Below are 23384 nucleotides of genomic sequence, written 5' to 3' on the forward strand. Positions count from 1 at the left end.
GGGACTTGTAGTCTCGGCGCGAGCGGCTCAATGCACCGAATCATTCTCAGAGGGGCAGTTGCACCGTGACCACACGACTCGCTTTTGCGCCGGTCAAACGCTCGCTCTTGGCAAGCGCGCTGCTGGGTTACAGACGCCGGCTGGCACTGTTGGCAGGTGTTCTGTTCGTATTTGCTTTGGGGCTGCTCTGGCTGGAGCCGGCGGCTGTGCCCGACCTGGCCCACGGCAATGTGGCGGGGATCAAGGCCTTGACCCGCAGTTGGGCCAAGGGCGACATGATCGTGCTGGTGCGCCATGTGGAGCGTTGCGATCGCTCCAATGCCGTTTGTCTGGGGCCGGCCGACGGTATTACCGATCGCGCCCGCGATGTGGCCGTGAGTATCGGTGCGCAGTTCGAACACCTGGGCCTTGCGCATACCGATATCTACAACAGCCCCATGACCCGTACCGCACAGACGGCTGGCTACATGTTCAGCAAAGTCAGCAGCGGCGACGACTGGCTGTTCAATTGCAAGAACAGCATGCTGCATGACGTGCTGGCGCATAAGGTCAGCGGGCGCAATCTGGTGTTGGTCACCCACAGTGAATGCATGGATCAACTGGAGAAGGACCTGAAGCTGGCGACCCCGACCCTGGGTTACGGTGCGTCGGTGTTTGTCTCCACCGACACCCTCAATGGCGCGCCGAAGATGCTCGGCCTGATCGAGGCCAGCGACTGGCGCTCGGTGAACCTCAAACTCTGAGGGCAGGCGGCCGCTGGGGCTGGCCGGCCCTCATGGGCCATCGGGCCGGTCATCTGCCGTAGCTCAAGGCGCCAGTACGTCCGGGTCGGCAGGCGCATTGCCGGCGGGTGCTGCCGGAGCCGGACCCTCATTGAAGCGTTGCGGGCTGATCAGGTTGGTGAACTCTTCGATCAAGCGCTGGATCGCTTCCGGCGGCTGGCAGTCGCGAAACTCCATGCTGATCTGTACCTCGTCCGGGTCGCGTTCCTGGCCATCACGTTTGCCGCTGCCGAAGGTGACGAAAAACGTCTCGCTTTGCAGCTCGCCATTCTCCAAGTCGTGGCTGGCCTTCTGCAGCTCGGTGGCCTGCATGCGCACCGACAGGTCGACGGTCATCTTGTGCAGGGCCAGGCCCTTGGGTGAGACCAGGGCAATCAGCGGCACATTGATGATGTGGTCTTCGTTGAGCGCCACCTCGACCATCTTGGCCTTCATCGGCGTGCCCAGGTCGTTGACGTTGTAGTCGAAGAACTGGTCGAACAACTTGATGTACTGCTGGGCGATCAGGTTGTGAGTGGCGGCGGCGGCCTGATGCATGCCTCGGGTGATGTGGCTCAGGTCGCTGGCCGACATGGGCTCCTTGCTGCGGGAAAAAAACGCCATGGATCACGTTCCTTGTTCGGTGGCTGAGGTGCCCCGCCGTGAAGGCGGGGCGGGTGACTGGGGCGAAGGTGCGGTGTGGATCAACCGCCGGTACCGGTTTTCTTCTCGGCCGCGGCGCCCGGCATTGCCAGCGTATTAGCGGTTGGCAGCTTGTCCGGGTCGGTCGCTTGAGTGCTTGGCAGCCGCACCGGCTTGGTGGCGGCGTCGGTGAGGAAGTCGATGACGCGCATCAGGGCTTCCGGTGGGTCCTGGCGGACGATCTTGGTGCTGATGGCGTAGCGCGCGCGGGTGTCGGTCTTGCGGGTCTGGGTGGATTTGTGGCTCGCCGCGCCCTTGACCGACACACTGAACGGGCCCCAGCCCAGCTTCGCCTCGAAGCTGCCGGAGGCTTCGGTGGCGCTGGTGTCTTCGGCCATCTGGCTGATGGTCAGCTCGAACTCGATGGAGCCTTCCTCGATGGTGATGTTGGGGTGACTGATGGCCGCCAGCAGCGGAATGCGCATCGACTTCTTCACCGTGCCCTTGTAGACGCCCTGTTCATCCACCAGGGTTTCGTCGTAGTCGAACTGCACCGAGACCGCCTGGCCGTCCTTGATGCACACGCCCATCAGGAAGTCCGCATAGGCTTTGCTCGCGGCGACCTGCGCCTGAATCATCGCCATCAACGGACCGGTGATCATCTTGTCCAGGGGCAGCGCGGCAATCACGCCACCGATCAAGCCCTTATCAATATCTGCCATGGTCTAGTTCCTTGTTTTTCGTTGCGCGAAATGCGCACCTGCACCTTAAGAAAACCGTGACGGCCGAATCAGCGGGAATCGCTTACCGGTGTGTGTTGACCTCCAGGCGGCGGATGTTGCCGATCTGTCGCAGGCTCAGGCCGTACTTGTCGGCCAGCACGCTGCGGGAAATGCCCCCCAGGCTTTCCAACTGGATGTGCTGGTTGCGGATCTGCCGGCAGAAGTGGTCGGCCTTGGGGATTTCCAGGGCCAGGCCGGCGAAGCGTTCGATCAGGGCGTTGAGGGCGTCGGGAGGCAGGATCAGGGCCAGCGAGGTGCGTTCGGCGTGCTTGGGAATGTACTTGGGGCGGCCGCCGTATTCGCGGGTCAGGCGGTAGGCGTTCTCCAGGCCGATGCAGTCGATGAGGGCCTGGAGCGAGTGGGGGAGTTGGCGAACATCAATGAGACTGAGGTCTTTCACGTCCATTTGGTACCTCCTTGGAATTATGGGTAACGCTGGTTCGATCCTAAGGAGGTGCCTCGTCCGTTGTTCAGTGGGAAATTTCCCCCCTATTAATGGGAACTATTACATCCTGATTTTGTATCGGTCGCGGGTGGTGCACTGGCTTTTCTTCAACTGGATGAGGAAATATCCATGTCTCGTTATGCGATTGATTTCAGTTTCATCGCCGCCCTCGAAGGCGGTGCCATGACTCGCGGTTACGTGCCGGACGCGGCCAACAGCAAAAGCGGGGTCACGGTGGGCACCGGGTTCGACCTGGGGCAGCGCGGGGTCCGGGATCTGCAGGCGCTCAACCTGCCGGCGGATCTGCTGCGGCGGTTGACACCGTACCTGGGGCTGACGGGGCCCAAGGCTAAGCAGTTTCTCACTGACCAGCCCCTGAGCATCAGCAGCGCCGAGGCCGAGCTTATCGACGAGGCGTACAAGGCGCCCTTCGTCGATCGACTGGCAGCGGCTTATACCCGGGCCAGCGGGGTGGATTTTGCCCAACTGCCGGCGCCGATGCAGACCGTGATCGCCTCGGTGGCCTTTCAGTACGGCAATCTGGCCACTCGCACGCCGAACTTCTGGGCCCAGGTGGTGTCCCGCGACTGGAAGAGTGCCCTGGCCAACCTGCGCAGTTTTGGCGACAGCTACACCACCCGTCGGCGCAAGGAGGCCGATCTGCTGGGCTCGCAGCTAACCTCGTAAGCGCTTGCCGCCCAGGCTCAAGACCTGGGCGGCTCGCCGGCTTCAAGGGCAGGGGTAGGTGTGCAGCAGGCTCGCATTGCCCATGTGGCTGGTGTCATCGGGCTGCGTGTTGCTGGGCAGCGAACGCCAGTCCACCAACAGGCACATGGCCTTGAGGGAAATACCCTTGGCCTGGCCGATGAAGTTGGAAAACTCGTAGCGGTACAGCGCCTGGGTGGTGTTTTGCGCGGACACGCTGTTGGCATTGCGCAAGGTAGTGCGGGCCATGTCCGGCAGTTTGTCGTGGCTGACGGTAAAGCGCGGTTGCTCGCCCTGTTGGGTGAACGCGCCCTTGTCCCGAGAGCGTTTCCACAGTTGCTGCCATTGGCTGTTGCCGGCGGCGGGGCTCAGGGTGGCGGCGTAGGCCTTGAGGGTGGCGGGTGGGAGGTGGGTGGTTTCCAGGGCGTGGGCAGCGCTGGCCAGCAGGCTCAGGCCGAGGATCAGTGAACGCAGCATCAACATGGGAATATCTCCTTTTCCAGGCCGCAACGGCCCGAGCCGAACACGGGGAAGTCCCCCGGCGACAGGGTGCCGCCGGGGCAGCAAAGCTTAGCGGGCGTCGAGGTAATCCCAGCGCAGGCCTTCCTTGTTGTTTTTAGCAGTCAGTTCCTTGGCCACGGTGTTCTCGATGGCGTTGACGTTGATGTTTTCCACTTCGAGGATGTTTTTGTCCGCCAGTTGCTTGCGGAACTCGGCCTTGTTGGTGAGGAACTGGCAGGCGTGTCCCAGCTCCTGCATCAGCACCAGGGCCGGGGACAGGCGCTCGACCCGATCGCTGCTGAACAGCGCGAGGAATTTCTGGAAGTTGCTCAGGTCCGGCTGTTTGTATTTTTTCTCGATGGCATAGACCTGGGACTTGAGGTTCCACACCACGCGCCCGGCGGAAGTGGTGGAGGTGGTGGCCGGAGGAATCCAGCGGTCGGTCTTGTCCGGGGCCGACGAGTTGGTGACTTCCACGATCAGCTCTTCCTTGACGGCGATCAGTTCGTCGAGCAGGAAATTGGCCAGGTCGGATTGGCGCAGATAGCGGCAGGCATCGTCGAAGCGTTTCTGGGCGACGGCCTGGTCCAGGGTCGTAGTGGTAACGCTGATGGTCATGACTGACTCCTTTGAGGAAATGCCCGTCAATGGGCAGGAGTCATGGTTTCAAGGGCGGTGAGCGGGTATCAGCGGGAAAGGGTTCAGGGGTGGGGTTCTAGGGATAGGGGACGACGGGGATGGGCATTTCAATTTCCCGCGAGTAAAGTGCGGCGCCCGGGAAATGAATCCCGGACGCTTTTTCCATGGAGTTACGTCGTGAAGCACATCAGCAAAGTCGTTGCCTCTGCCTGCCTCGGTCTGGTTCTTGCGGGCTGCACCGGCGCCCCGATGAAAACCCAGCAGTTGGACAGCAGCCAGTACACCGTCATTGGTCACAGCGAAGGGAGCGCCACCGGCATCATGTTGCTGGGCATGTTCCCGATCCAGCAGAACAACCGCTTCGTACGCGCCCAGACTGCGGCGATCAAGGCCAAGGGCGGTGATGCTCTGATCAACACCCAGGTCCAGGAAAGCTGGTTCTGGGCCTGGGTCCTGAACGGCTACACCACCAAGGTCTCCGGTGACGTGGTCAAGCTCAAAAACCCTCAGTGATTCTCTGCTGAGGCGCGGCCGGTTAAACGTCCGCCGAACAGAAACGGCACCTGATTCAGGTGCCGTTTCTGTTTGCCTCAGTGGGCGGGTGTCAGGTTGACGAAGTAGTAGGGTTGGCGGCCGACCAGGATGGTTCGCTGTATCTGCAAGGGCGGCTGGGGGACTTCGGCGCCACCGAGCACCGCCATGTGCTGCGCCGACTCAGCAAGAAAGGCCTGCAACTGCGTCTCGGTCTGCAGGTCCTTGAGCAGGCTTTGGGTGTAGAACACGCTGGCCCCGCCGATGCGTTCATTGGCTTGATACAGCGCCAAGCGATGACCGCTGGCCTGCAGCGCCATGATCTGATCGGTCACGGGAACGAAGGACAGTGTGCGATCAGCCCGGGGCGCGGCCCATTGTGCGTTCACCAGGTACGCGCAGATCACCAAGCCCATGACGGTGACGGCCAGGCCTCGCCGCTGACGTCCCACGGCACTCCAGAACCCCGTACCCCGAGCCCGCTGGGCGAGACGCTGGTACAGCACCGCGCCGTATTCGGCGGCCAACACCGCGGCGGCCGGGGTCAGCGACATCAAGTACACGGTGCGCTTGCTGGAGGCCAGGCACAACAGGGTGAACTGTGCCAGCAACCAGAGCGTGAAAAACAGCAGGTAGCGATTCTGCACCAGGGTTTTACGGAAATGCCACAGGCCCAGGTAGACCAGGATGTTCCACGGCAAGAAGGCCTGGGGCAGTTTGGCCAGGTAGTAGTAGAAGGGCTCGTAGTGCCCGGCCTCGACGAAGGAACCATCGAAGCGCCCGACACTGTTGGTCCACAGCACTTCGCCCAGGGCTTGCAGGCCACCGCGTTGATACAGCACGCACAGCCAGATGGCCAAGGGCACCAGCCCCAGTAGGGTCAACAACCCTGGACGCAGCCACAGGCTGAAGCTAAAGCGTTTTTCGATCAGGCTGTCGGCCAGCAGGTAGGCGAAGATCACCACCCCCGGCATGGCCAGGCCCAGCACGCCCTTGCTCAGGGTGGCGATGGCGATGCCGCCGGCGAAGGCCAGCCAGGCCAGCAACGCCGGTTGCTGTTCAGCCTGACGGCGCTGGGCCTGAAAGAACGCCAGCAGGGCCAGGGTCACCCCAAGGCTGAGCAGGGCATCTTCACCCACGCCGCGCACGTTGCTCCAGTAACTGGCCATGGTCGCCAGCATCAGCCCGGCCACTGCCGCCAGGGTGGCCGGGCGGCCAAAACGGCGCAGCATGGCGTACAGCAGCATCACGCTGAACAGCCCGGCAAAGGCCGAGGCCAGGCGCACCGCCAGGGGCGTGCCGCCGAAGGCACGAATGGCGCCGGCGTCGAGCCACAGGCTCAGCGGCGGTTTTTCCAGGAATGGCGTGCCGAACAGGCGCGGCGTGACCCAGTCGTCGTCCAGGTGCATTTCCATGGCGATCCCGGCCACCCGGGCTTCGGTCGAGCCTTGCAATTGGTGATTGCCCAGGGCGAAGAAGAACAGCAGGCAGGCCAGCAGGAACAGCAGCGGAGCGGGTCGGGACATGAGTGGTGCGCCGGCAGGTCAAGAGGCGCAGCCGGAAGGCTGCGGGCAAGCGCCAAAGTATACGGAGGCAAGTCTTAACAAATTGTGAACAAGTAGGGGGAAATAGTCGGTTTTCCCGCGCGTGGGCCGAGTTATCCCGGGGCTTTCAGGTAGGCCGCCACGGCGTGCGGGAACAGTTGCTCGTAGAGAGGGTAGCCAATGCCCAGCACGCTGATCTCGATGGCCTCTTCAGCGCATTCGGTGGAGTAGCCCTGAAGGCTCACGCCCATGCCCAGTTGGAGCAGGGCGGTCTGTTGGGCAAGGTGGTGGTAGCCCGCGAGGCCGAGCCCAGCGCCTCGTTGTAGAGGCTGGCGGGGGGGGCGCCGTTTTGCTGTTGGCGTGGTATGAGCTGGCTGGCCGGAGAAAGCGTCATCAAGCCTGGTGGAGGGCTGGAGGTCCTCTTCGCCGGCAAGCCGGCCCCTACGGGAATGGGGCGGCGGAGACCGGTCAGCGCAGGTGGCGCCCGCTGCGCCACCAGAAGATGCCGCCGAGGAAGGCCCCTGAACAACCGAACAGCGGCGCCAGCGGCAGGTAGCGCGGCAAACCGTCGGGTAGCGGTTGATCCTCGTCGCGGTCGGTATAGAAGCTGGAGGGCGCCAGGCTCGCCACCACGGGGATGGTCGGCATGGCGGCCACAGCGCCACTGAACAGGTAGATCAGCAGGTTGCGCCAGGCAAAGCGCTGGGCCAGCCAGAAGAACAGCGCGCAAGGCAACGCCGTGAGAATGCCGGTCAGCACGCCACTGACGACCAGGGTCAGCAGGCCCACGAACAGCGTCTGCAGAATGATGTCTGTGTTCAACGAGCCGGCGCTGGCCAGCATCGTCAGCATCAGCAGTAAGGCCAGCACCGTGGCCAGGGCCGTGACGCCGATGAAGTAAGCGGCGAACCAGTCTTCCAGCTGCACGCTGCGTTGGGGTGGAGTTGTTGCGGGCATGGAAAAGATCGCTCTATGGGTGGCTGCTTTGGCCCTGCTCAAGGGGCGGGTTGCTTGGCGTCGGGCCGCTGGTGAGTAAAGACTCGGCTCAGCGCAAGTGACGCCCGCTGCGCCACCAGAACACTACCCCCATGAACACCCCCACAGCCGCCGAACATCGATGCCAGCTGTAAATAGTGCAGCGCAGCGCTGACGCCGTGCGGGAGGTTGAAGAGTTCGGGGAGCAGCTGGGTCATCACGGGAATGGCGAACTGCGCCGCCAAGGCTCCGCTCACCAGGTAGATCCACAGGCGGTGCCAGGTAAAGCGCTGGGCCAGCCAGAAGAACAGGATGCACGGCAAGGCGGCGATCAGGGTAATCAGCACCAGGCTCACCATCAGCACCGCCACACTGAACGACAGGGCGTCGAGCAGCGCCTTCCATGGATTCTGGCTGGTACTCAGCAGCACCAGGTTGAGCACCAGCATCAGGGCCAGGGACAGCCCGGCGACGCCGATGAAGTAGGTGGCGATCCAGTGACCGCGGTTCAGGGGGCGAACGGATTGGGGCGCTTGGGACATGGTGGGCACGGGCTTCAGGCTGAGGATGACCGGACCCAGGCTATCGGCAGGCAGGCCTTTTGATTGTGGAGTTTGCGTGGTTTTTTCGCGGTGAATGCGCGTGGCAGATGACGCCGGGGGCGCAAATCCCTTATACAGGCAGCGGCCCGTCGACAGTTCACGGGCCTGGTTTGCGTCACCCACCCAGAAGGAGATGGACATGTTCAAGTTCCTGGATATTACCGAGTTGCCCCGTACCCCTGCGCATCGTGATTCCGGCTCCGTCAGCGGAGCGATCAATGCCTGGGAGCTGAAAAATCGGGCTCTCAATACCAAGGGGTTTGTCACATGTCCAAAGAATTACTCGGAGTTTCTGCTGTAGGGCTGATGGTGCTGGGCGAGTTTTGCGCCATCTACAGTGAAGTGGTGGTGGCGCGGCTGGCCCATTCCGGCAACACCTCGGGTGCCGAGCTGGCGTTGCCGGTGCTGATCATGTGCCTGGGCGGTATCTGCCTGCTGGCGGCCTACTGGCTGGGGTACGTGGCGGTGGGCGACATCTGGATCATCACCGTGGTCTCGGTGACGTCGCTGCTGCTCCTGGAGCCGCTGGTGATCTGGGCGCTGTTCCAGCAGGCGCCCGGGCGCGGTGCCTTGATCGGCTTCTGCCTCGGCGCGCTGGGGATGTTGTCCGCCGTGTTCCTGTAGCACGGCCTCGCTCCGGCTCGGGTCCTTCAGGCCCGGGCCCGGGCAAAGTAGCGGCTGGGCGCCTCGCCCAGGACCTTGCGAAACACACTGCTGAACGCACTCGGGCTGCTGTAGCCCAGGTCGCTGGCAACCCGGGTCACCGCCTCGCCCTGGCCCAGGCGTACCACGGCCGCCAACAGGCAGGCCTGCTGGCGCCATTCGACGAAACTGATGCCGGTGTGCTGGCGAAACAGCCGGGTGAAGGTGCGACGGCTCATGCCGGCGCGCTCGGCTATGGCATCGATCCCCAACTCCAGCGATGGCTGTTCCAGCAGCTCGCGACAGACCCTGGCCAGCCGCGGCTCGTCCGGCAGCGGGGCGTTGAGGGTCAAGGCCGGCATGCTGGCGATTTCATGCAGCAGCAGGTTCATCAACTGCCCCGGCACACCGTCCCTGGCGTAAAGCGTGGGGAGGTGCATGGCCCGCAGCAGTAGTTGGCGCAGCAATTCGGACACTTCCCGCACCTCGCATTGCTCCGGCAAGCCCAGGCGCTTTGCCGCCCGGGGGCGCACATAGGTGTTGAGCATAGTCACCGGCCCGCTCATGTGCATGGCATGGGTCACCCCGGCCGGCACCCAAATGGCCCGCTGTGGCGGCACCACCCAGTTGCCCTGGTCGGTAAAGACGCTGATCACTCCGGTGGCGGCATAGGCGAATTGCCCGCGCCGGTGCTGGTGCTCGGCGAAGTGCAGGCCGTCGGGGTAGTCGATGGCGCTGACCACCACATCCCGCGGGGTATTTTCGTAAGGGTCGATAGCGATAGGGTGCATGGCCCGAATCTACTGATAGTTGACCTGATACTGCAAGCGGGCCAAGCCGCGCTGGGGCGATAGTTCGGCCCCGGCCGGGGAATGACCCGCGGCCACCTTTCCTGGACCGCGCGACATGCAGAACAAACACCTGTTCCTGGCCCTGCTGGTGACGGCCTTGTGGGGCCTGAACTTTCCCATCACCAAGCTTGGCTTGGCGAGTATCGATCCGTTGCTGCTCACCGCCTTGCGCTTCACCCTGGCGGCCTTGCCCTGGGTATTTTTAGTGCCGCGCCCAGCGGTAGGGTTTGGCTGGCTGGCGGCCTACGGGCTGATTTTCGGCGTGGCCATGTGGGCGCTGATCAACCTGGGGATCGATCAGGGCGTGGCGCCGGGCACCGCTGCGCTGTTGATCCAGTTCAGCGCCTTTTTCTCCCTGGGCTGGGGCGTGCTGTTGTTCGGCGAGCGCCTGCGCGGGCAACAGGTGCTGGCCACGGCCATTGCCCTGTGGGGGCTGCTGCGGATCATCGGCGACAGCCCCGGGCACGCCACCAGCCTGGGTTATGCCCTGCTGCTGGTGAGTGCGTTCAGCTGGAGCATGGGCAACGTCATCATCAAGCGCTGCGGGGTGCGGGAGGTATTCGCCTTCGTGGTCTGGGCCAGCCTGTTTGCGCCGTTGCCCCTGCTGGCACTGACCTGGATAAGCCATGGCGATGCGCCGTTTCGGCAACTGGCCGGGCAACTCTCCGTCAGTGCGGTGTTGTCCCTGATGTTCCAGGTCTATGCGGCAACGCACTTCTGTTACTGGGGCTGGAACCTGTTGCTGCGCGAGTACCCGGTCTCCCGGGTGGCGCCCTTGTCGCTGCTGATCCCGGTGTTCGGCATGGCCGGGTCGGTGCTGATCCTGGGGCAGCGGGTCGGGGTCGATGAGGGCGTTTCCATGGGCCTGATCCTGCTGGCGCTGGCCGTGGGGCAGTTCGACTGGCGCCGGTTTTCGGCCCTGGGGCGCCGTTCCCTGTAGCCGCTGCCGCAGGCTGCGAACGCTCTGGGCGGCACTGCGTCGCAGGAGGTTCAGGGGGCTTGAAGCCATCGGAGTTTTGCTTGGAATCCGTTAGGCAAGGCCCTGCGGGCTTTTTCGCAGCCTCGCGGCCTCGGCAGCGACTACAGTCGGTGGCGCAGGCGGGTTTCTTATCCTCGTTCAGTCACCGTTCAGGGGTATTGCGCGCACCATGTCCAGCCTTACGCCGGGCGCAGGGCGCGGTGCTTTCTGGTGGGGCGAAGATGGTTCGAGAAACGCGTTTCGGGATTGAGTCCTGGGGTATCTACCTGGTGGCCCTGCTGCTGTTCACCTTTGGCATCTGGGACCAGCAGCCCCAGGGTTTTGACGGGCGCTGGGCGCTGTTTCTTCAGGAAATGTTCCGCCACGGGCCGAGCCTGTTCCCCACCACTTACGGCCAGCCGTATCCGGATTACCCGGGCACGGCGACCTTCTTCAGCTACCTGTTCGCCCAGGCCTTCGGCGCCCCCAATCACCTGGCCAATATCCTCCCCACCGCGCTGGCGTCGGCCGGGGTACTGGCGCTGCTGTATCGCTTGCTGGCGCCCATGGGCCGCACCTGGGCGCTGCTCGCGGTGTTGCTGACAGCACTGACCAGCCAGCTGTTGGACAAGTCGCGCTCGGTGTGCCTGGACCAGATGGTTTCGCTGCTGTGCCTAGGGGCTTTCTACCTGCTGCACAGCGGCGAGCTGCGGGGTTCGCGGCTGCGCTTACTGATGGTGCTACCGCTGTTCGTGTTGGCCTTCGCCATTCGCGGGCCCTTGGGGCTGGTGGAAGTCTGCGGGGTGGTCTGCACCTACTGGCTGCTGGGAGACAGCCGCACCCAGGAGGCGCGCCGGACCTTGTTCAAGCGCGTGCTCGGCTACGGCTTCAGCGGCCTGCTGTTGCTGGCAGCCTGTTGGTGGCTGCTGCTGAAGCTGGCTTATCTCAGCGGTGGCGAGGCCTTTGTGCAGCAGGTCTACCACATGCAGGTGGGCGGGCGTCTGGATGAGAGTGGCGAGCCGTTCTACTTCTACTTTCAGTTGGCGTTGTACCGCTATTTTCCGGTGGTGCCCCTGGCGCTGGTGACCTTGTGGATGCTGCGTCGCCAAGTGTTCCGGCGCCATGCCGACCCGCAGCTGCGCCTGGTACTGCGTCTTGGCGCCTGCGGCCTGATGATTCTGTTGGGCTTGTCGGTGCCGCACTTCAAACGCGCCTATTACATCTTGCCCATGGTGCCGATGTTCGCTGCGGTGGCCGCCTACGGTTTGCTGATGGTCCGGGGCCGGATGAGCAAGGTCCGCAACGCTTATCTGTGGCTGGTGGGTGTGCTGCCGGGGTTGTGCATCCTGGTGCTGTTCATCCTGCGCCACCACTGGCACAAGCACGGTGACTGGCCGCCGGTGTCGATGCCCTTGCTGATCGTGATCTTCGTCGTGTTGCAGCTGCTGGCGCTGTACGCCTGGCGCACGACCCTGGGCAGCTTCGGGCGGCGCCTGGTGCTGCTCAGCGCCCTGGCCCTGGCGGCGCAATGGACGCTGCTGGTGGCCGTGCTGGACCCGGCCAAGGACCGGCAATTCGACACCCAGGGTTTTGTTTCTCAGGTGGAGCAACGGCGCGCGGCCGAACACGGCCCGCTGGTGTTCTTCAATCTGGGCCGGGACACCTGGGCCGTGCGCTACATGATGAACCTGGACCACGACGAACAGCCGCTGTTTGTCAGCGGCGATGCCCCCGAGCAACTGGACACATTGCCCCACGGCTCGTGGGTGATCGTGGCGCGCAAGGATCGAGAGAAGCTCCAGGGCACCTCGCTGGAAAACCTGCAACCGGTGTACGAGGGGCGCTTGAATGACAATCCCTGTTTGGTGTTTCAGTTGCAGTAAGTCCTTGGCAGCGAGTGGTGCGGGTCGTATTTTTGGCCACTGCGATCCGCGTTGAAACCAGGGAGTGGTCATGGAATGCCAAGTTCGTCCGGCCCTAGAGGCCGATGCCGCGCGGGTCAGCCAAGTGATCCTGGCGGCCTTGCTCACCAGCAATGCCCAGGACTATCCCGCCAGTGTGATCGAGCGGGTGAAAGACAGTTTTACCCCGGACGCCATCCTGCAACTGATGCAGCATCGGCAGATGTTCGTCGCCCTGGTGGACGGCACATTGCTGGGCACCGCCAGCCTCGACGGGCGCGCGGTGCGTTCGGTGTTTGTCGATCCGGCGTACCACGGCCATGGTCTGGGCCGGCAACTGATGGCCGCGGTCGAGCAGGCGGCGCTGGATTCGGGCCAGACCTCGCTGGTGGTGCCCTCGTCGGTCACCGCCGAAGGCTTTTATGCCCGCCTGGGCTTTGTCCGGGTACGCGAGCAGTACGAGGGCGAGGAACTGACGCTGATCATGGAGCGGGCCCTGATGGCCGTCGAGACAGGGTCAGGGTTGAGCTGATTCAGGCCGGTTGCGCAGCAATCACCAACACTTCGATGCGGTAGTGCGGCTTGGCCATTGGCGCCTGCACGCAAACCCGCACGGGTGCCTGGACACCTTCGAGCCAGGCATCCCAGAGCAGGTTCATGGCCGGGTAGTCGGCCATGTCCTTGAGCCAGATCTGCGCGCTGAGCAAGTGGCCTTTGTCGGTGCCGGCCTTGGCCAGCAGGGCGTCGATCTGTTGCAGCACGTCCTGGGTCTGGGCGCGGATGTCCCCTTCGGTCAATTGTGAAACCTGGCCTGCCAGGTAGACGCTCCGGTTGTGGATGACGATTTGGCTGAAGCGTGTGGTGGTGCCGATTCGCTGGAGGGATGAGGTCATGTCGAGTTCCGTTGGTTCAAGGATGGAAAGGTTAGTTGTTGTCGCTCAGGCCGGCGCCGGCGCCCAGTAGGCGCGAGGCTTCGGAGGCCGGTACGTAGGTGCGGGCGGCGAGGTGGTCGAGGTCGTGCTGGGGGTTGTCGCCCAGGTCCGGAATGCTGCCTGCCAGAGGCTTGCCGAGGGTGCCGTCAGGGGCCGCGCAAGCGCAGCGCACCTGGGCGGCTGTGGCGACGCCCAGGTTCTGCGCACGTACCAGCCAGGCTGCGCCCGAGGGCGAAAACTTCAGGCAGCAGCCGTTCCAGGACAGCTCCAGCCACAGGCCGAGCTGGCGCGCAGTGGCGCTGGCAAAGGGCAGCAGCAGTTGCGGGTGCGCCACCTGCCGGAGCTCGATGCGGCCGTTGCGGCGCAGCAGGTAGGCGTGGTCGCTCAGGGTCGCCCCGGCGATCAGCGGGCACTGGGCATACCCCGGCACCTGCCAGGGCTCGGCGCTGACATCCGGGGCCAGTTGTTGGTAGGCACAGCCGTCATTCTGTCGCAGTTGCGTGGCCAGCAAGCCGGGCCCGTCGAGGCCGTGGGCGGAGAGCCAGCGCGCGGCCTTGCCGGCTTCCTCCGCCAGGCCCCAGGACAGCCCGGCACCGCGGGCGGCTTTCTTGCACAGGCTTTCGATTTCATTCAACGAGGCATGCACGGCGTTGCTCCTGGCTGTCGAGGTTGGGGTAGGACCAGTCATCCGCGGCCACCTGCCCCAGCTCATGGGGGAAGGGCGCGTTCTTGTACAGCGTGATGCGTACCCAGCGATCCGAGCGCGGGTCGAAGTGGGTGGCGCCGAAGAACGACAGCTTGCAGCGCAGCAGGTCGATGGGCAGCAGCGCCTGGTCGATCAGGTTGTCCTGGATGTCGGCATAGGGGAACGCTGGGGCCAGTTGCACCCGGCGCAGGCTGTGGCGGTGTTCCGGGTGCCGGAGCAGGAAGCTGGCCACGGCTTGCTCGTTCGCCCAGCCATGCAGTGCGGCTTGCAGCAGGGCAATGTCCCGGGCCACCGCCAGGGGTTGCTCCAGGTCCTGCCCAGGTTCAGCAAAGCGCTGGCCGATACGCGGTTCGAGTTTTTCTTCGGAGACGTACCAAAACAGTGCTCGGCTGCCTTCGGTGGAAAAATCGATGGCCGCCACCCAGGAATAATGCTCGGCGAGGATCTGCCGCAGGTGGGCGATGCTCATGCTGCCATCGACGCTGAAGCTCGCTTGCTCATCGGCCTGCATGTTCGCCCCCAGCTCGTCCACCAGATGCCCGTAGGGCTCCAGCAGCAGGGATACCAGGCACTCCTGCGCTTCCAGCGACAGTGCGCCCTCGGCCCAGCGATACAGGGCATCCCAGGGAAAGTCTTGCTGCAGGAGGCCGCTGGTACTGTGTTGTTCCAGGTGTTGCAGGTCATCTTGCAGTTGCCGGATACGGTCGTGTTGCAGTTCGTGTTCGGAGTGCCAGTGGTCAATGCCGGCCTGGGCCCGGGCGAGAAACTCGACGAACTGCTGGCGCTCGGCGGGCGCTGGCCGACGCACGGCGCGCACTCGCTGCAGGGCGGTTTCCCGGGCCAGCACCCAGTTGTTCAGCAGCACCGGATGGTTGAGCAGGAAGGGGGCCATGCCCAGGCCCGTGGAGTTGCCGATGCCCAGGCGCCGGCGCAGTTGCGGCTCCAGGGTCACCGCTTGTCGGGGCGCCCGAGTCTGGGCCAGGTGTTCCACCAGGTCCAGGGTGAAGGTGCGGATCAGGAACACGGTGAGCATTTCCGCCTGGAACGGTGCCGCCAGCTCCGGCCGCTGGGCGATGCTTTCACGGTCGGCCGCACCGAACTTGCCACTGCCGTAGACCGCAGTGGTGCGCATCAGGTAACCGACCTCGTCGATGAACTCGCGCTGTGGCTGGCGGCCGCCGGCCAGGGCCTCGACCACATGCTCGAACAGCCGCACCGAGCGGTTGGCCCGGGCCATGCACAGCTCGCGGGAGGAAATGCGCCCCGCCTCTTGCTTGGGCACATTGGCTTCCAGGCGGTCCAGGTCGGCGGCATCGGGGATGCCGTCGAACAGGGCGAAGGTGGCGTCCCAGGCGGTGGCGATGACCCGGTCCGAGCGCAGCGCCGGGTCCAGGTCATGGGCAAAGGCCACCAGGCTGTAGCTGCGTTCGGGACCGCTGGCGGTGTACACCGCGCGGCCCACGCCCTGGCTGTCGAGGGTCCACAGTGGGCGCTGGAACTGCCAGTTTTCGGCCTTGAGCCGGCGCAGCAACTGACGCATGAACGACAGCCGGGACTGGTGAAAGGCCCCCAGGCGCGCCGCTTTCATGACGCTGGCGGGTGGTCGCAGGTTCATTCAGAGCACCCCCTGATCACGGGCCATCTGCCGGGCGATGCGGATCGCGTCCCACACCGCCGGCAGAATCAGCAATGACACCGGCACCGCGGTGATCACGATAAAGGATTGCAGGGCACTGATACCGCCCTCGCCGAGGGTGATCAGGGTGGCCCCCACCAAGCCCATGCCGACGCCCCAGAACACCCGTAGCCAGGCCGGGGATTCGTCGTGGTCGCTGCTGATGGCCATGGCCACGGTGTAGGACATGGAGCCGGCGCTGGTGACCACCGAAAAGAAACTCAGGAACAGGAACAGCGCGGAAATCAGGTTCGGTAGGGGCATCGACTGGGCTACGCCCAGCAGCAGCGCTTCGGGTTGCACGCCGTGACTGATGACCTTGCCCGCTGTCTGCAATTCAACACCCATTCCGGTGCCGCCCACCAGGGTGAACCAGAGCATGGTGATCAGCGGTGCGGCCACCGACATCAGGGTGATCACTTCACGGATGCTGCGCCCGCGAGAGACCTTGGCCACGTAGATGCCCATCATCGGCGCGTAACCGATGAACCAGCCCCAGTAGAACAGGGTCCAGCTGTTGAGCCAGGAGGTGTCGTCGCGGTACAGGGCGGTCTGGAAGAAACCGGTGACGTGCACCGCCAGGCTCTGAGCGAAGGTCTCGCTGAGGAACAGGGTCGGGCCGAAGATGAACAGGAACGCCGCCAGGCCCAGCATCAGCCACACATGCACCTTGCTCACCAGACGCAGGCCGCCCAGGCCCACCACGCAGGACAGGGTGTAGATCACCGTCACCGAGAGAATCACCATGGCCTGGACCATGATGGTGTTGGGTACGCCCCACACCGAGTGCAGGACGAAGGCAATCTGCAGGCCGAGAAAACCCACCGGGCCGATGGTGCCGGCCACCACCGCGATGATTGCCGAGGCGTCGGCGAACACCGCGATCGGGCCCTTGAGGGCACGTTCGCCCAGCAGCGGGTAGAGCAGGGTGCGTGGCATCAGCGGCAGGTTCTTTTCGTGGTGCAGGTACATGTAGACCACGGTCAGCAGGCTGCCGAGCACCGCCCAGGCCATGAAGCCCCAGTGCAGGAACGATTGCGACAGCGCGGCGACGGCGGCGCCGTCGGTCTTGGCCACGTCGGCAAAATACGGTGGCGGGTTGATGAAGTGCATCATCGGTTCGGCCGCGGCCCAGAAGGCGCCGCCCCCGGCCAGCAGGGCGCACATGATCATCGATACCCAATTGAAGGTGCTGATGCTGGGGGTGTGTCCGAGGCCACCCAGGCGGACCCGGCCCAGGCGTGTGAAACCGATGTACAGACTGGCGCCGAAGGTCGCCAGCATCAGTACCTGCCAGTACAGGCCAAAGAATCGGGTGCTCCAGGTGAAGGCGCTGCCAATCAGGCTGGACAGGGTGTTCAGGTCGATCAGGGCAATGATCAGGAACAGCAGGAAGAAGCCTCCGCTGATCCAGAAAATCGGCCAGTCGAGGGTTCCAGCGGCGCGGCTGCCCAGCGCGCGGGTGTCGATCCCCGCGTTGATTTCGCTCGGAATTTCCATGGTGCCTCCGTGTTGCGTTGTCGATCGCTAATAATTGTTATGGGCGCATTTTTTATTGTTGGTGCGTGGCGATGAGTCAGGACAATCAGGACACAAACGGGGGCCTCAGACCGCGATTTCGTCAGGGTGGACGGCGGCACCTGCCTGGGCCTTGGCCGGAACAAAATTGTTCTCGAAGAAGCGCAGCCAGTTGCCGCCCATGATCGCGACCACGTCCTGGGCGCTGAAGCCTGCGGCCAGAAGGCCCGATTCGATGTTGTGAAAGTCGCGGTTGTCGCGGAACCAGCTCGGCTGCTGGGGGAACCCGGGCTGCGCCTTGGAGCCTTCGCCGTAGTCGACCTCCAGGGTCCAGCGGCCGACGCGCATCCAGTCCACCACGCTGTTGGGCTGGTCCTGGCACAGGTCCGAACCCAGGCCCAGGTGCTCGACGCCCATCAGCTCGGCGGTGCGCGCGACCATGTCGCAGAAGCTCTGCACGCTGCAGGCGCTCTTGTCCTTGAGATGGTGCGGGTACAGCGAGAAGCCGAACATGCCGCCGCTCTGGCCCAAGGCCTTGAGCACGGTGTTGGATTTGTTGCGCAGCGCCGCGTGCCAGAACGCCGGGTTGGCGTGGGTGATGGCGATCGGGCGCTCGGAATGCTCGATGGCTTGCAGGGTCGAGCGTTCGGCGGAGTGCGACATGTCCACCACCAGGCCGACCCGGTTCATCTCCCGCACCACCTGCTTGCCCATGCGGGTCAGCCCCGGGTCTTCCTGCTCGTAGCAACCGGTGGCCAGCAGCGACTGGTTGTTGTAGGTCAGTTGCATGAAGCGCGCGCCGAGGCTGTGCACCACTTCCACCAGGCCGATGTCGTCCTCGATGGGCGAGGGGTTCTGGAAGCCGAAGAAGATCGCCGTGCGCCCGGTCTGCCGCGCCAGGGCGATGTCGCTGGCCCACTTGCCGTGCAGGATCAGGTGCGAGTAGCGCTGGAACCTGCGGTTCCAGGCTTCGATATTGGCCACCATTTCGCGGAAGGTCTCGTGGTAGGCGATGGTCACGTGCACCGCGTCGACGCCGCCTTCGCGCATCTGCTGGAAGATCTTTTCCGACCAGTTGTCGTACTGCATGGCATCGATGCGCGGGCCGCGGCTGGCGAAGGTCTGGGGCAGGCTCATAGTGGCGCCCCCGCGGCGATGTAGCCGGTCTTCACGTGGGTGTAGAACTCCACCGCCGAGCGCCCCTGCTCGCGGGGGCCGTAGCTGGAGTCGCCACGGCCGCCGAAAGGCACGTGGTAGTCGGTGCCGGCGGTGGGCAGGTTGACCATCACACAGCCGACCCGGGCATGGCGGCGGAAGTGGCTGGCGCGGGCCAGGGAGCGGGTCATGATGCCGGCGGTGAGGCCGAAGCGGGTGTCGTTGACCAGGCTCAGGGCCTCTTCGTAGCTGCCGGCCTTGATCACGCAGGCGATGGGCGCGAACAGCTCTTCGCGGTTGATGCCCATGGCATTGCTGCCGCCAATGAACAGCGCCGGTGCCTGGTAGTAACCGGGGCTTTCCAGCTCCAGACGCTGGCCGCCGGTGAGCAGTTCGGCGCCTTCCTGCTGGCCCCGTTGCAGGTTCGCCAGGTTGGCTTCCAGCTGCGCGGCGCTGGCCACCGGGCCGATCTGGGTGCCGGCTTCCAGGGCGTGGCCGACCTTGAGCGCCTGGGTCGCGGCCAGCAGTTTTTCCACAAAGGCATCGTGAATGCCTTCATGCACGATCAGCCGCGAGGAAGCGGTGCACTTCTGCCCGGTGCCGCCAAAGGCGCCATTCACCGCGCAGCTCACCGCCAGGTCGAGGTCGGCGTCGTCCATCACCGCCAAGGCGTTTTTCGAGCCCATTTCCAGCTGCACCTTGGTCAGGTTGGCGGCGGCCGAGGCGGCGATGCCTTTGCCCACGTCCACCGAACCGGTGAAGGAAATGGCGCCGATGCCCGGGTGTTCGATCAGCGCCTGGCCGATCTCGGAGCCGGCGCCCATCACCAGGTTGAACAGGCCCTTGGGCAGGTCCTGGCGGGCGATGATCTGGCTGAGCATCACCGCGCTGGCCGGGGTCAGATTGGCGGGTTTCCACACCACGGCGTTGCCGAAGGCCAGGGCCGGGGCGATCTTCCAGCAGGCGGTGGCCATGGGGAAGTTCCACGGCGAAATGATCGCTACCACGCCGATGGGTTCGCGGCGGATATCGATCTCGATGCCATCGCGCACCGAGTCGGCGGTCTGGCCCAGCTGACGTAAGGTTTCCGCAGCGTAATAGGTGAAGAACTGCCCGGCGCGGTACACCTCGCCGGCGCCCTCGGCCATGGGCTTGCCTTCTTCCCGGGACAGGGTCTGGCCGATTTCCGAGGAACGCTGCATCAGCTCCTGACCGATGGCCATCAGCACTTTGTAGCGTTGCTCAATGCCACTGCGAGCCCAGATTTGCTGGGCCTCGCTGGCGGCGGCAATCGCGCTGTCCAACTGCGCCCGGGAGGCCTGGGCGTAGAGGCCGATCAGGTCACGGGTGTCGGACGGGTTGCGGTTTTCGATCTCGCTGGCGCCCTTGAGCCATTGGCCGGCGATGTAGTTGTGGTGGTGGTCGCTCATGAAATCCTCCAGGGCGGCACGCCAGGCAGGGCGTTGCCTTTGTGCGGTTCTGGGAGGATTATGAGTCGGCCTTGTATTAAGTAAATCTAATAAATTTTAAGGTTGTTTAAGTAATATTTAACAATTGCCTTTGCTTGCAGGACGCGCCGCCATGAGCATCAAAATCTCCAACTTGCAGTTTTTCGTCGCGGTGGCCACCAGCCAGAGCTTGACCCAGGCCGCCCAACGCCTGCACCGCACACCGGCAGCGGTGTCGCTCTCGCTCAAGCAACTGGAAGAAGAGCTGGGGGGCGCGCTGTTCGAAGGCGAGCGCAAGAACCAGCTCAGCCCCCTGGGGCGTTTCGTGCTGCAGGAAGCCCAGCGCGAACTGGCGCACTTTGACCGCACCATCAGCACCATCAAGACCTACGCCAAGGCCGACACCGGCCTGGTGCGCGTAGCGGCGGTGCCGTCCTTCGCCATCACCCTGCTGCCGCCGCTGCTCAAGCAATTCCATGAACAGCACCCGCAGTTCCACCTGGACATCCGCGACATGGATTCCGCCCGCGTGGTGCAGGCGGTGCTCAGCGGCGAGGTGGACATCGGCATCGCCACCGTGCCGGCAAGCATTCCCAACATCGACCAGGACTTCCTGTTTTCCGACGCCTTCTGCGTGGTCTGCGCCAGCGACAACCCCCTCAACCGCCTCACGCGCCCGCTGCGCTGGAGCGACCTCGACGGCCAGACCTTCATCAACAGCGGCCTGGGCGCCGAGATCCAGGCCCCCGAGTTCCGGCACATCCGCGACCACTCGACCCTCAGCGTCAGAAACACCACCTCGCTACTGGCCCTGGTGGCCCAGGGCATGGGCGTGACCCTGCTACCGGAACTGCTGAGCCGCTCCACAGCGGGCGACCAACTGAACTTCCTGCGCCTGGAAGACCAGCGCATCGTGCGCTCGGTGAGCGTGATCACCGCCCCGCGAGAGACCTTGAACCATGCGTCTTACACCTTTTTGAAGGCGCTTCGGGCGGGGCGGTTTGTTTGAGGAGACAGCGCGGCAGGTCGTGCTGCCGCGCTGTGCTTTTGCGAGGTCTGCTACTTAAGCGAAGGCCTGTGGCGACTGCCATCGAGCAAGGCATCCACCACCGCTCGCGCCATCTCCACCGAGTGCACCAGGGACCAGATCAGACCGCGCTCGATACCGCTGCCGCGCTCGGTGATTTCATCGGAAACCTCCTCGGCGCTTTTGAGCAGCAGGGAGACGTGGAGCAGGGCTTCTTCGGCGTTGATGCCGCCGCGTACCGAGAACAAAGAATCGCGACTCACCGGGGTACTGATGGTTTGCTCCAGTGACTGGATCAGAGAAGCATCGGCAGGCTGAAGTGACAGTTTCTGCCGGATCTGCTGATTGGCCAGATGGTGCTCGGGGTTTCTGCCGCGATGGGCAGCAGTGTGAGGCGGATCGGGGACGAGCTTTTTCATGGCGTAACTCCTAGTACAGAGATAGGAGCCTTCACCGTCGCTGCTAAACGATAGGGTGGCGGCCGTTCGCAGGTTAGCAGACCGGTGACTAGGACCCCGGCGCACCCGAGGGTGCCCTGCGCACGGCCGCCATAAAGCGGAGCCAAAAAAAGCGCCACGTAATGGGGGCGCCATGCGCCTAGTTACACGTCGAGCTGCTAAACCCGGTCACTGAATGTGCAGTGACGGATCGAGGCTAGCCAGGGTGAGGGGGGAGGCGCAAGCGGCTAGGAGTTTCTAGGAAAGTTCGCACAATAGAAAGAGACTTAACGCTGCTCCAGGGAACGAAGGCTTGGTCTGAGAGTGATCTGCCATTGCGGGGAGGGGCGACATCGGCGATTGAAGTGTCGCTGTCCAGCACGTTTGCGTGCTCCGCGCCGGGCACCGTTCAGACACCATCGTATTGATACACCGACGCGCTCCAATAGCGGCTGCCACTACGCTGTTGGCGAGTCCACCCGCTTGCCAGCAGTTGCTTGGCAATCATCCGATTCATAACGCCATGACCGAGCAGCAGCACCGACTCTTCGCCGGCAAGAGCCTGCAGCCGCTGGGCGGCGGCACTGGCACGTTGCTTCGCCGCACCGAAGGATTCGACGCCGCTCGAATAGCCGCACAGCCACAGGACGCGAAAAATGAAGGCCCAGGTAAACGGCGATAACCGGGGAAATCGCCAGCCACCATGAGGCAGTTGCGCTTCGCAGAACGTCGCATCGATCACGGCAGGCTTCAGCCCGAGTACCTCGACGGAGGTCAGGGCCCGAGGCGCGCTGCTTGAAACAACGGTGCTGGCGGTTGTGGCGAGTTGCAGGCTGGCCTCCGGCGCGGGATCGCGGACGATTTCGGAGCGATTGTATTGCGCGATCCAGTCCTTCATCTCAAGCATTGAGATCTTTTCCGCCGCGGCGATCTTTGGCTGGCCGTGACGCATCAGGATGATTGTCTTGCTCATCGTTGGTTGTCTTCTTTGGTTTTCGTGAACCCGCCATGTTGCCGATACCACGCCACGGTGTCAGAAATAGTCTGCTCCAGCGCTCGAAAATTCACGCCAAGCTCTTGTTCACTCTTGCGGTGGTTAAAGCTGGTCCGGTTCTCTTCGCGTATCAACAGGCGCACCGTCGCCATGCTCAGCAAAATCGGCTTGCCGGTCAGGCGCGCGTACACCTCCTGCACCGCCGCCAACAGGTACAGCGCGGGCACTGGCAGTTGCCGGGCAGGGGTTTTGACGCCCGCTATTCGCCCCAGGAGCGGCACCAACTGGCGCATGTTCAAGCTCTGACCGGCGGCGAGGTAGCGCTCGCCACGGCGGCCATTTTTCGCGGCAGCGATCTGAGCCCAGGCCACATCACGGGCATCGACCACGGAGAAGGTGCCGGGGATCAGCCCGGGCAGCTTGCCGTTGACCACATCCTTGACCAATTGTCCCGAGGAAGTCGGGCCCCTGTCGCCCGGGCCCCACATCCAGCCGGGTAGCACCATGCAGGCATGCATCTGCGGATGGGTGTCGAGGAAGCTCAAGACCTCGCGATCGGCGAGGATCTTGCTGCGGTAGTAGTCATCCGCATCGGCTTCGGCGCGCAGGCAGCTCTCATCGATGGAGGTGCCAGGGGCGCCGTCGAGCACGGCAATCGAAGAGGTGTGGACAAACTGGCGTATGCCCGCGCGGTAGGCGTGGTGCAGCAGGTCTCGCGTACCGGTGACATTGATCTTTTCCAGGGCTGCCCAGTGACTGCCGCCCTTGTAGTTATCGCGAAAGAACGCCGCAGTATGAAACACCGTATCGCAGCCTTGCAGCGAAGGTGCGAAGGCGTCGATATCGGCCATGTCGCCCACGACCAGTTCCACACTTGGCAGATCGTTGAACTGCTCTTCACCTTTGGCTCTTGAGCGGACCAGAGCTTTGACGCTGTAGCCACGGGCGACCAGCTCGCGCACCAGGTTGTTACCCAGCAGTCCGGTGGCGCCCGTTACGAATGCGTGACCCAT

Annotated in this window: 28 protein-coding genes; 9 read left to right on the plus strand and 19 right to left on the minus strand. The window is 63.9% G+C overall.

Annotated features, from left to right (window positions below):
* Positions 1-65 precede the first annotated feature (65 nt).
* A complete protein-coding gene (locus tag PLD_RS19120) occupies positions 66-743 on the plus strand; it encodes a histidine phosphatase family protein (protein WP_159895452.1) in 678 nt (225 codons plus the stop codon).
* Positions 744-806: 63 nt separating this feature from the next.
* Here PLD_RS19120 and PLD_RS19125 read toward each other — a convergent pair whose 3' ends face one another.
* From PLD_RS19125 to PLD_RS19135, 3 genes are all read right to left on the minus strand, one after another.
* The gene (locus tag PLD_RS19125) at positions 807-1385 is read right to left on the minus strand and encodes a DUF2589 domain-containing protein (RefSeq protein WP_159895454.1); all 579 of its coding nucleotides are present in this window, start codon (positions 1383-1385) and stop codon (positions 807-809) included.
* An 80-nt stretch (positions 1386-1465) separates the two neighbouring features.
* Positions 1466-2125: a DUF2589 domain-containing protein gene (locus PLD_RS19130; protein WP_159895456.1), complete on the minus strand. Its 660-nt coding sequence runs from the start codon at positions 2123-2125 to the stop codon at positions 1466-1468.
* An 82-nt stretch (positions 2126-2207) separates the two neighbouring features.
* On the minus strand, positions 2208-2591 hold the full coding sequence (locus PLD_RS19135; protein ID WP_159895458.1) for a transcriptional regulator: 384 nt from the start codon (positions 2589-2591) through the stop codon (positions 2208-2210).
* 168 nt (positions 2592-2759) lie between these two features.
* Between PLD_RS19135 and PLD_RS19140 the strand changes: the two genes are divergently transcribed.
* Positions 2760-3317: a pesticin C-terminus-like muramidase gene (locus PLD_RS19140; RefSeq protein ID WP_159895460.1), complete on the plus strand. Its 558-nt coding sequence runs from the start codon at positions 2760-2762 to the stop codon at positions 3315-3317.
* 42 nt (positions 3318-3359) lie between these two features.
* Here PLD_RS19140 and PLD_RS19145 read toward each other — a convergent pair whose 3' ends face one another.
* Together PLD_RS19145 and PLD_RS30750 are read right to left on the minus strand one after the other, a co-directional pair.
* Entirely contained in the window at positions 3360-3818 is a 459-nt protein-coding gene (locus PLD_RS19145; protein ID WP_159895462.1) for a hypothetical protein, read from the minus strand.
* An 87-nt stretch (positions 3819-3905) separates the two neighbouring features.
* Complete coding sequence (locus PLD_RS30750; protein WP_256674688.1) at positions 3906-4454, minus strand: hypothetical protein; 549 nt, start codon at positions 4452-4454, stop codon at positions 3906-3908.
* Positions 4455-4652: 198 nt separating this feature from the next.
* On the opposite strand from PLD_RS30750, the gene PLD_RS19155 reads away from it, so the two are divergent.
* Positions 4653-4988 (plus strand): hypothetical protein, encoded by a 336-nt coding sequence (locus tag PLD_RS19155; protein WP_053156290.1) that lies wholly within the window; start codon positions 4653-4655, stop codon positions 4986-4988.
* Positions 4989-5065: 77 nt separating this feature from the next.
* Here PLD_RS19155 and PLD_RS19160 read toward each other — a convergent pair whose 3' ends face one another.
* From PLD_RS19160 to PLD_RS19175, 4 genes are all read right to left on the minus strand, one after another.
* Positions 5066-6532, minus strand: coding sequence for a glycosyltransferase family 39 protein (locus tag PLD_RS19160; protein WP_159895464.1), 1467 nt, complete (start codon positions 6530-6532; stop codon positions 5066-5068).
* Between the two features lie 131 nt (positions 6533-6663).
* Positions 6664-6801: a hypothetical protein gene (locus PLD_RS19165; protein ID WP_159895466.1), complete on the minus strand. Its 138-nt coding sequence runs from the start codon at positions 6799-6801 to the stop codon at positions 6664-6666.
* A 217-nt stretch (positions 6802-7018) separates the two neighbouring features.
* Complete coding sequence (locus PLD_RS19170; protein WP_178116189.1) at positions 7019-7507, minus strand: hypothetical protein; 489 nt, start codon at positions 7505-7507, stop codon at positions 7019-7021.
* A 38-nt stretch (positions 7508-7545) separates the two neighbouring features.
* Complete coding sequence (locus PLD_RS19175) at positions 7546-8268, minus strand: hypothetical protein (protein WP_256674689.1); 723 nt, start codon at positions 8266-8268, stop codon at positions 7546-7548.
* Between PLD_RS19175 and PLD_RS30480 the strand changes: the two genes are divergently transcribed.
* Together PLD_RS30480 and PLD_RS19180 are read left to right on the plus strand one after the other, a co-directional pair.
* Positions 8267-8428 carry a hypothetical protein gene (locus tag PLD_RS30480; protein ID WP_178116190.1) on the plus strand — a complete coding sequence of 54 codons (162 nt, stop codon included), beginning with the start codon at positions 8267-8269 and terminating at the stop codon, positions 8426-8428. The genes PLD_RS19175 and PLD_RS30480 overlap by 2 nt on opposite strands.
* A gap of 5 nt (positions 8429-8433) precedes the next feature.
* The gene (locus PLD_RS19180; RefSeq protein ID WP_011059155.1) at positions 8434-8751 is read left to right on the plus strand and encodes a hypothetical protein; all 318 of its coding nucleotides are present in this window, start codon (positions 8434-8436) and stop codon (positions 8749-8751) included.
* A 26-nt stretch (positions 8752-8777) separates the two neighbouring features.
* Here the strand turns inward: PLD_RS19180 and PLD_RS19185 are convergent, their stop codons facing one another.
* Complete coding sequence (locus tag PLD_RS19185; protein ID WP_159895468.1) at positions 8778-9560, minus strand: helix-turn-helix domain-containing protein; 783 nt, start codon at positions 9558-9560, stop codon at positions 8778-8780.
* Between the two features lie 115 nt (positions 9561-9675).
* On the opposite strand from PLD_RS19185, the gene PLD_RS19190 reads away from it, so the two are divergent.
* The 3 genes from PLD_RS19190 to PLD_RS19200 all read left to right on the plus strand — a co-directional run bounded on the left by PLD_RS19190 (position 9676) and on the right by PLD_RS19200 (position 13011).
* Entirely contained in the window at positions 9676-10560 is an 885-nt protein-coding gene (locus tag PLD_RS19190) for an EamA family transporter (RefSeq protein ID WP_159895470.1), read from the plus strand.
* A 260-nt stretch (positions 10561-10820) separates the two neighbouring features.
* On the plus strand, positions 10821-12461 hold the full coding sequence (locus tag PLD_RS19195) for a glycosyltransferase family 39 protein (RefSeq protein WP_159895472.1): 1641 nt from the start codon (positions 10821-10823) through the stop codon (positions 12459-12461).
* Positions 12462-12531: 70 nt separating this feature from the next.
* Positions 12532-13011: a GNAT family N-acetyltransferase gene (locus PLD_RS19200; protein ID WP_159895474.1), complete on the plus strand. Its 480-nt coding sequence runs from the start codon at positions 12532-12534 to the stop codon at positions 13009-13011.
* Position 13012: 1 nt separating this feature from the next.
* Here the strand turns inward: PLD_RS19200 and PLD_RS19205 are convergent, their stop codons facing one another.
* The 6 genes from PLD_RS19205 to PLD_RS19230 form a co-directional block, all read right to left on the minus strand.
* Positions 13013-13372: a RidA family protein gene (locus tag PLD_RS19205; RefSeq protein WP_178116191.1), complete on the minus strand. Its 360-nt coding sequence runs from the start codon at positions 13370-13372 to the stop codon at positions 13013-13015.
* A gap of 31 nt (positions 13373-13403) precedes the next feature.
* On the minus strand, positions 13404-14057 hold the full coding sequence (locus tag PLD_RS19210) for a DUF3726 domain-containing protein (RefSeq protein ID WP_159895476.1): 654 nt from the start codon (positions 14055-14057) through the stop codon (positions 13404-13406).
* Positions 14038-15732 carry a hypothetical protein gene (locus tag PLD_RS19215; protein WP_159895478.1) on the minus strand — a complete coding sequence of 565 codons (1695 nt, stop codon included), beginning with the start codon at positions 15730-15732 and terminating at the stop codon, positions 14038-14040. Before PLD_RS19215 ends, PLD_RS19210 begins: the two co-directional genes overlap by 20 nt.
* Positions 15733-17292: a BCCT family transporter gene (locus PLD_RS19220; protein ID WP_159895480.1), complete on the minus strand. Its 1560-nt coding sequence runs from the start codon at positions 17290-17292 to the stop codon at positions 15733-15735.
* A gap of 105 nt (positions 17293-17397) precedes the next feature.
* Positions 17398-18447, minus strand: coding sequence for a membrane dipeptidase (locus PLD_RS19225; RefSeq protein WP_159895482.1), 1050 nt, complete (start codon positions 18445-18447; stop codon positions 17398-17400).
* Entirely contained in the window at positions 18444-19895 is a 1452-nt protein-coding gene (locus tag PLD_RS19230; RefSeq protein WP_159895484.1) for an aldehyde dehydrogenase family protein, read from the minus strand. The genes PLD_RS19225 and PLD_RS19230 overlap by 4 nt, the downstream gene beginning before the upstream one ends.
* Before the next feature lie 151 nt (positions 19896-20046).
* Between PLD_RS19230 and PLD_RS19235 the strand changes: the two genes are divergently transcribed.
* Positions 20047-20922, plus strand: a complete 876-nt coding sequence (locus PLD_RS19235) for a LysR family transcriptional regulator (protein WP_159895486.1) — start codon at positions 20047-20049, stop codon at positions 20920-20922.
* A 50-nt stretch (positions 20923-20972) separates the two neighbouring features.
* Here PLD_RS19235 and PLD_RS19240 read toward each other — a convergent pair whose 3' ends face one another.
* The 3 genes from PLD_RS19240 to PLD_RS19250 form a co-directional block, all read right to left on the minus strand.
* On the minus strand, positions 20973-21359 hold the full coding sequence (locus tag PLD_RS19240) for a DUF6124 family protein (RefSeq protein ID WP_159895488.1): 387 nt from the start codon (positions 21357-21359) through the stop codon (positions 20973-20975).
* Between the two features lie 427 nt (positions 21360-21786).
* Positions 21787-22350: a histidine phosphatase family protein gene (locus tag PLD_RS19245; protein WP_159895490.1), complete on the minus strand. Its 564-nt coding sequence runs from the start codon at positions 22348-22350 to the stop codon at positions 21787-21789.
* Positions 22347-23384 (minus strand): SDR family oxidoreductase, encoded by a 1038-nt coding sequence (locus tag PLD_RS19250; RefSeq protein ID WP_159895492.1) that lies wholly within the window; start codon positions 23382-23384, stop codon positions 22347-22349. The genes PLD_RS19245 and PLD_RS19250 overlap by 4 nt, the downstream gene beginning before the upstream one ends.

It is taken from the genome of Pseudomonas sp. LD120 (assembly GCF_009861525.1).
Classification (GTDB): Bacteria; Pseudomonadota; Gammaproteobacteria; order Pseudomonadales; family Pseudomonadaceae; genus Aquipseudomonas.